The sequence below is a fragment of the Clostridium senegalense JC122 genome, assembly GCF_000285575.1.
Lineage (GTDB): Bacteria > Bacillota > Clostridia > Clostridiales > Clostridiaceae > Clostridium_J > Clostridium_J senegalense.
Window position 1 is genome coordinate 1,167,437 of the sequence record NZ_HE611050.1, and the last position, 5,833, is coordinate 1,173,269.

6 protein-coding genes are annotated in these 5,833 nt (G+C 25.3%); 2 read left to right on the forward strand and 4 right to left on the reverse strand.

Features of this window, described 5'->3' with window-relative positions:
• Positions 1 to 627 precede the first annotated feature (627 nt).
• Both CSGHG_RS20020 and CSGHG_RS06130 read left to right on the forward strand, forming a co-directional pair.
• Positions 628 to 1,071: a MarR family winged helix-turn-helix transcriptional regulator gene (locus CSGHG_RS20020; protein ID WP_010293499.1), complete on the forward strand. Its 444-nt coding sequence runs from the start codon at positions 628 to 630 to the stop codon at positions 1,069 to 1,071.
• Positions 1,072 to 1,335: 264 nt separating this feature from the next.
• Positions 1,336 to 2,511, forward strand: a complete 1,176-nt coding sequence (locus CSGHG_RS06130; RefSeq protein WP_010293500.1) for an amidase domain-containing protein — start codon at positions 1,336 to 1,338, stop codon at positions 2,509 to 2,511.
• A 72-nt stretch (positions 2,512 to 2,583) separates the two neighbouring features.
• Here the strand turns inward: CSGHG_RS06130 and smpB are convergent, their stop codons facing one another.
• From smpB to CSGHG_RS23565, 4 genes are all read right to left on the reverse strand, one after another.
• Complete coding sequence (gene smpB / locus CSGHG_RS06135) at positions 2,584 to 3,054, reverse strand: SsrA-binding protein SmpB (protein ID WP_010293501.1); 471 nt, start codon at positions 3,052 to 3,054, stop codon at positions 2,584 to 2,586.
• Positions 3,055 to 3,197: 143 nt separating this feature from the next.
• Positions 3,198 to 3,581, reverse strand: coding sequence for a DUF6385 domain-containing protein (locus tag CSGHG_RS06140; RefSeq protein ID WP_010293502.1), 384 nt, complete (start codon positions 3,579 to 3,581; stop codon positions 3,198 to 3,200).
• Positions 3,582 to 3,650: 69 nt separating this feature from the next.
• On the reverse strand, positions 3,651 to 5,423 hold the full coding sequence (locus CSGHG_RS06145; RefSeq protein WP_010293503.1) for a glycosyltransferase: 1,773 nt from the start codon (positions 5,421 to 5,423) through the stop codon (positions 3,651 to 3,653).
• A 79-nt stretch (positions 5,424 to 5,502) separates the two neighbouring features.
• Positions 5,503 to 5,833, reverse strand: a 331-nt coding sequence (locus CSGHG_RS23565; protein ID WP_010293504.1) for a DUF6385 domain-containing protein, incomplete at its 5' end; no start/stop codon positions are given.

Consider the following 5,833-nt stretch of genomic DNA (forward strand, 5'->3'; position numbering starts at 1 on the left):
AAACTTAAATTTTAATTAACTATAGTTATTTCTCTCTCCAAATATTCCCTTATTTATATTTCGTTTGTTATAATTTTTTTTAATACTTTATATATGAGTTTTTATTTTTTAAATAAATTAACTGAATATACTTAAGTTAAAACTTAATCTATTAAAACACTTATCTATATGTTAAAATAATCTTGAATATGGACAATATTAATTTAATTTTTGCTTTTCTTATTTTTAAATAAGCTTGAATTATAGGGTTTCAAGTTGACCTTTTAAATTACTCATTTTAAAACTTGGATACCTAAAATAGTGAGGCATGCTCTGAATCACTTAGAATTCAACACTGAATCTTGTATGAAAATAGTTTAAAGTTATTGAATAGATTTAAATTGGAGCTTGTTTCTCTATAATATTAATACCATTAACTTTTATATGTATAATGTGAAAAATACTTTACACTATACATATTGCACTTATAAAACTTTATATTTTTATTACCACTATTCACATTTAAAGCATATAAAATAAAGTAAAACCAAATAACTTTATTTATTATTTAATTGAATATGTGTAACTAAATTTCACTTGTTATATTAATTAATCCAACGTAAATATTGTTGTAAAAGGAGAATTACTATGTTTACACAAACTGGAGCAAAATGGCCTGAAAAAACATTAAGTATTAATATATCTATTTTTTATAAAGACTTTCAAAAATACTGTGAAGAAAAATTGAAACCTTTTAAATTAACACCAGGATTATATAATTATCTTTTATTTATATATTATAATCCTGGATGTAATTTAAATGAGATTAGCACTCATTTAAAAGTAGATAAAGCACTTACCACAAAAACTATTAAGAAACTTTTAACATTAGGATATGTAGACAAACTTATTAATGAATACGATAACAGAGCCTTTAAAGTATATCCTACAAAAAACTCTATTAATATGATGGAATATTTAGTTACTATATTCGGACAATGGGAAGAAAAAATAACAGCAAATCTTTCAACTCATGAAGTTAATAACTTTAATGAATTTTTTCTTAAAACTCTTCCTAACTTAAATAGATAATGCTTTTAGTACATATTTAAAATAAAAAAGAGATTAATTTTTTAATTAGTCTCTTTTTTTATTTAGACTATTAAATTTTTATAAATAATAATAAATTCTTTACTTCTTTCAAATACTATAATGAAACCACATACAAATTTTATTGATGATAATAAATTAGGCATATTAAAAGAAATTCACAATAAAAGATTAAAAACATATTCAATAGCAATATTATCTTATTCTTTACTTGATTATGCCTTACATAAAAGGAGATTTTTATCTATGAAATTTAAAAATAAATTTTCATATGTAGTCTTTATAGTATTTTTAATCTACATATTTTCAAGTAGTACCTGTTATGCTGATTCTCTTTTAGATTCTAATGATGATATAAAAAGTTACATAGAAACACACTTTAAAAATAGAAATAATTCTATACTAGATGGTGATATAAGTTTTGTTAAAAACAATTATGATACATCATCAAATAATGGTAAATATGCTCTTGACCATGAGATACGTAGAATAAAATATCTTAGAGATTGGGCAGGTGAACGTGGAATAAAATTTACAGATATACAATCAAATTGTCATTTTAAAAATTTAAATTGTAATAGTGACTCTTGTAATTTTAGAGTTGATGAAGAATGGATTTTTAAATATGTTTATGAAGATGATATAAATTTAACTGAAAACTTATTTGGAGTAAATTTGTTTCATATGATGAACTTAAAAAAATCAAATAATAATTATACTATTTCTAAAGAGTGGTATTTAGATTGTTTTGAAGATGCATTAAAATCATATGACGGTTGCTACGAAGGTACAACATTAGATAATCCTAAGGATAAAGTTTTCAACTTTGAAAACATAAGAAATAATGATGGTATTAATACAAATAGTTCTTCTAAAAATTATAATAAATTTAAAGCTGTAGAATATTCCGACAGATACTGTGGAGTCCCTTCTTTGAGCAATAATCCTGAAAAGTACAATAAAAAATATATTAATTTTACTGGTTCAGGAGGAAATTGCACTAACTTTATATCTCAGTGTTTAGGCGACATAGAAGGTGGTAATTTATCTCAAGATTATACTTGGTATACTACTAATAAAACTCATACTCACAAAGATTATTCACCTGCATGGGTTAATGCAGATGCTTTTAAAAATTATCTTTTATATAGCGGTAAAGGTTCATTAATAAAAAAAGGATCCTTTGAAGAATGTTTAAAATTTAATGAATCTACTGGCAAAAAATTCATTGATTCTTTAGAACTTGGAGATGTAATTGCATACTCTAAAAAAAATGATATAGATCATAATGCTATAGTTACAGGTTTTGATAGTAAAGGCTATCCTCTTATAAATTCACATACTGTAGATAGATATCATGTTCCTTTTGATCTAGGTTGGGGCGATAAAGATATATTTTTCTTATTAATTCACATAAAATAAAAACTTATTTCACAAAAAATAGATATGTCACCTACAATGATTCATTATATTGTAAGTGTGACATATCTATTTCTAGTACCTAGATCTTTCTTTTAATTGTCTATCAATTTCTCGTTTGTGAGCCTTTTCAAGCATAGAATCTCTCTTGTCATAGCTCTTTTTACCTTTACAAATTCCTAAATTGACTTTAACCTTTCCATCTTTTAAATACAGTGCCAATGGAATTAAAGTATGCCCTTCTTGTTGAAGTAACCCTATAAGTCTTCTTATTTGCTCTTTATGAAGTAACAGCTTTTTCTCTCTAAGTGGATCAACATTAAATATATTACCTTGCTCATACGGACTTATATGCATTCCAACTATAAAAACTTCTCCGTTTCTAATTTCAGCATAGCTTTCTTTTATATTTGCTTTTCCAGCCCTTATAGATTTCACCTCTGTACCAACAAGAACAATTCCAGCTTCTATACCTTCTTCAACAAAATAGTCATGTCTAGCTTTTCTATTTTCTACTAAGGTTTTAGTCCCTACTCTTTTAGCCATATAAACACCTACTCTCAACTGTTATAAAAATTTACGACTCTTTATTATTTTATGGTATCATAGATTATTTTACATTTCTACTAGTTTAATAAATTCTAAATACAATTAATAAATAAAGTAACTAATTGTAATTTTATATCATACTAACCAATTATCTGTTGTTGAATATGAATTCTAAACTTTATCTCTCCATCACTTTTTCCTTGAATTCTTATATATTTAGAGTAGTACCTTGGAACAACAATTTCTGTTTCATTTGGGTGAACAGAAATAACAGGTTCATTTATTATATAGTTTTCCCCATCAGGACTAACATAAACAAAAAATTCTTGGCAAGTATCACTTTCATTTGTTATAAAAATACTTGTCTGTTGTGCAAATGCAACTTTTATATTTGGAGTAATTATACATTCATATCCTTCCAACAACAATAATACTTCATAAAATATTGTTTTAAAAAAAGATTCTATTTTAACTATTGCTAAACCACATGGAATTTTTAATTTTAAAAAATTATTTTTATCCATATCAACACCCCTAATATTTTATTAAATAAGGAATTTAATAAGATTAAACTCCTTATTTAAATTTAAAATTTATATGAATAAATTTTTATAAAAAATATCTAATGTTACTTCATCTATAACTTCAAATTCTTTAAAAGATCTTGTAATTTCTTGTACTGCAAGTGAATTATATCCATATCTATGGTATAGCTTAGCTAATTCTAATAATACCTTATTGGAGTTTATATAGTTTAAACTATTAAGCATTTTTTCGAATAACTGAAATTTATTAGTTGATAATATTATGTCCAATATATTAATTATTTCATTTAAATATTCTTCTGGTAAATCATCTATTGTTATTTCTTCATCTTTAGCTATTGAATTCATAATCATTATAGATTTTCTTTTTACATCATTAGTTATTTTATTGAAATCTTCTTCATATATCTCTTTATTAGTTAATATTTTTATAATTATGATATATATAATACCAAGCTCATAGTATGGAGACTCTTTTGGAAGCCTTATAAATTGATAATAAGATTTAATATATTCTTTAGTATTAAATAAGCATTTTCCTAAAACAAATACACTTTGATCCGTCTCAACTGCATTAAGCTTATCATTTAATTCTGCTAAAATCCCATTATAAAGTTTAGCCTCCATTAATATCATTGATAAAATAATGACTTCACCTTTATTTTCTAAATCAAAATAAATTTTTAATTTTTCAACTGTTTCCTTTTCATCTCCTAATATTTTGAAATATGACTTTGCTAATCCAGTATATTCTGGCCAAAAAGATTTATCACATAAAATAGCTTTTTTATAATTTATTATAGCTTCTTCATAATCACCTAAACTATAATATATTTCTGCAATATTATAATAAGCTCTAAATGTAGCACAACCATTTAAAAATGTTAGATATATAGGTGATTCTCCTTGTTCTATAGCTTTTTCATAAGTTTTTATTGCCATAGTATATTTTTTCTGTTTTTCATAAACTTCAGCTTTATAATATACAAGCTCCGTAAAATTAGGGAAAAGTTTTATACCTTCTTCTATTGCTTCTAATGCTAAATTATATCTTTTTAAAGTAACTAATGCTAAAATTCTCCTCAATATTAATTTATTTCCATATCCTTGAGAAGGATCCATAGCTTTATACCCAGTGTTAAAATGTTCCAAAGCTTTTTCTACATTGCCTAATGCAAAATATTCATTTCCCATATTAAAATTAACAAATCCACTAAATGGATCCTTTTTAAGTTCTTCTCTTATTATAGTCATATTACGTTCTCGTTTATTTTGCTCCTGTACAACTGAAGCTATATATCCCCTATGATATATTCTAACTTCCTCTAATGGAAATCTTCCATAATCCATAGGCTTTACTTTATTTGTTAATTGTTCATGTATTGCGCCTACATATTCATATTCCCCTGTATTTCTTATAAGTCTTAAATTTAAATTACAAGTATAATTTTTTAAATCTGCTTCTGAGTTTAAACTTAAAGTTTTAAAAAAATGCCCATCATTTTTTGAACTATTAACTATAGTTGTAAATAATTCGCCATCTTCTCTTTCAAATTCATCATCACCGTCAAGTATTAAAATCCAATCTTTAGTTGCTTTAGACAATGAAAAATTCCTAGCATTAGCAAAATTATTATCCCATTGATAATAATAAATTTTTGCACCAAAGCTTTCTGCAATTTCTACAGTTTTATCTTTTGAACCAGTATCTACTACTATAATTTCATCTACTAAATCCCTAACACTTTCAAGACATTTTCCTAAAAACCGCTCTTCATTCTTCACTATCATGCAAACACTAACAGTTTTTTCTCTTTTCATTTTCCATATCCCCACCTTTAAGGAGCGTGTAGCTTAAAACTACACGCAAACATATTATTTAAATTATGCCTTTAAAACACTATGCTCTTCCAACAAAGGAAACAGTTACTGATAAATCTGTTCCTGAATAACTTAATCTAGCATTATTAGCATATTTAGATGGCACCACTATTGCAGATCCTGATGGACCTACTGTTACTGTTCCGGCTATGGAATCTGTAACATATACTCCACCAACTGTTGGAGCTAATTGAATTCCTATATAAGCAGTGTTTGTAGCACCATTCTCAATATAATATGCATATTCAGCAAGACTGTTTACAGTTTCAGTTAATACAACACCTGTTCCAGTCCCTGTTATATTGCTAGTAGTATAAGTTGTATAATATCCACTTACTGTTACTGTTCCT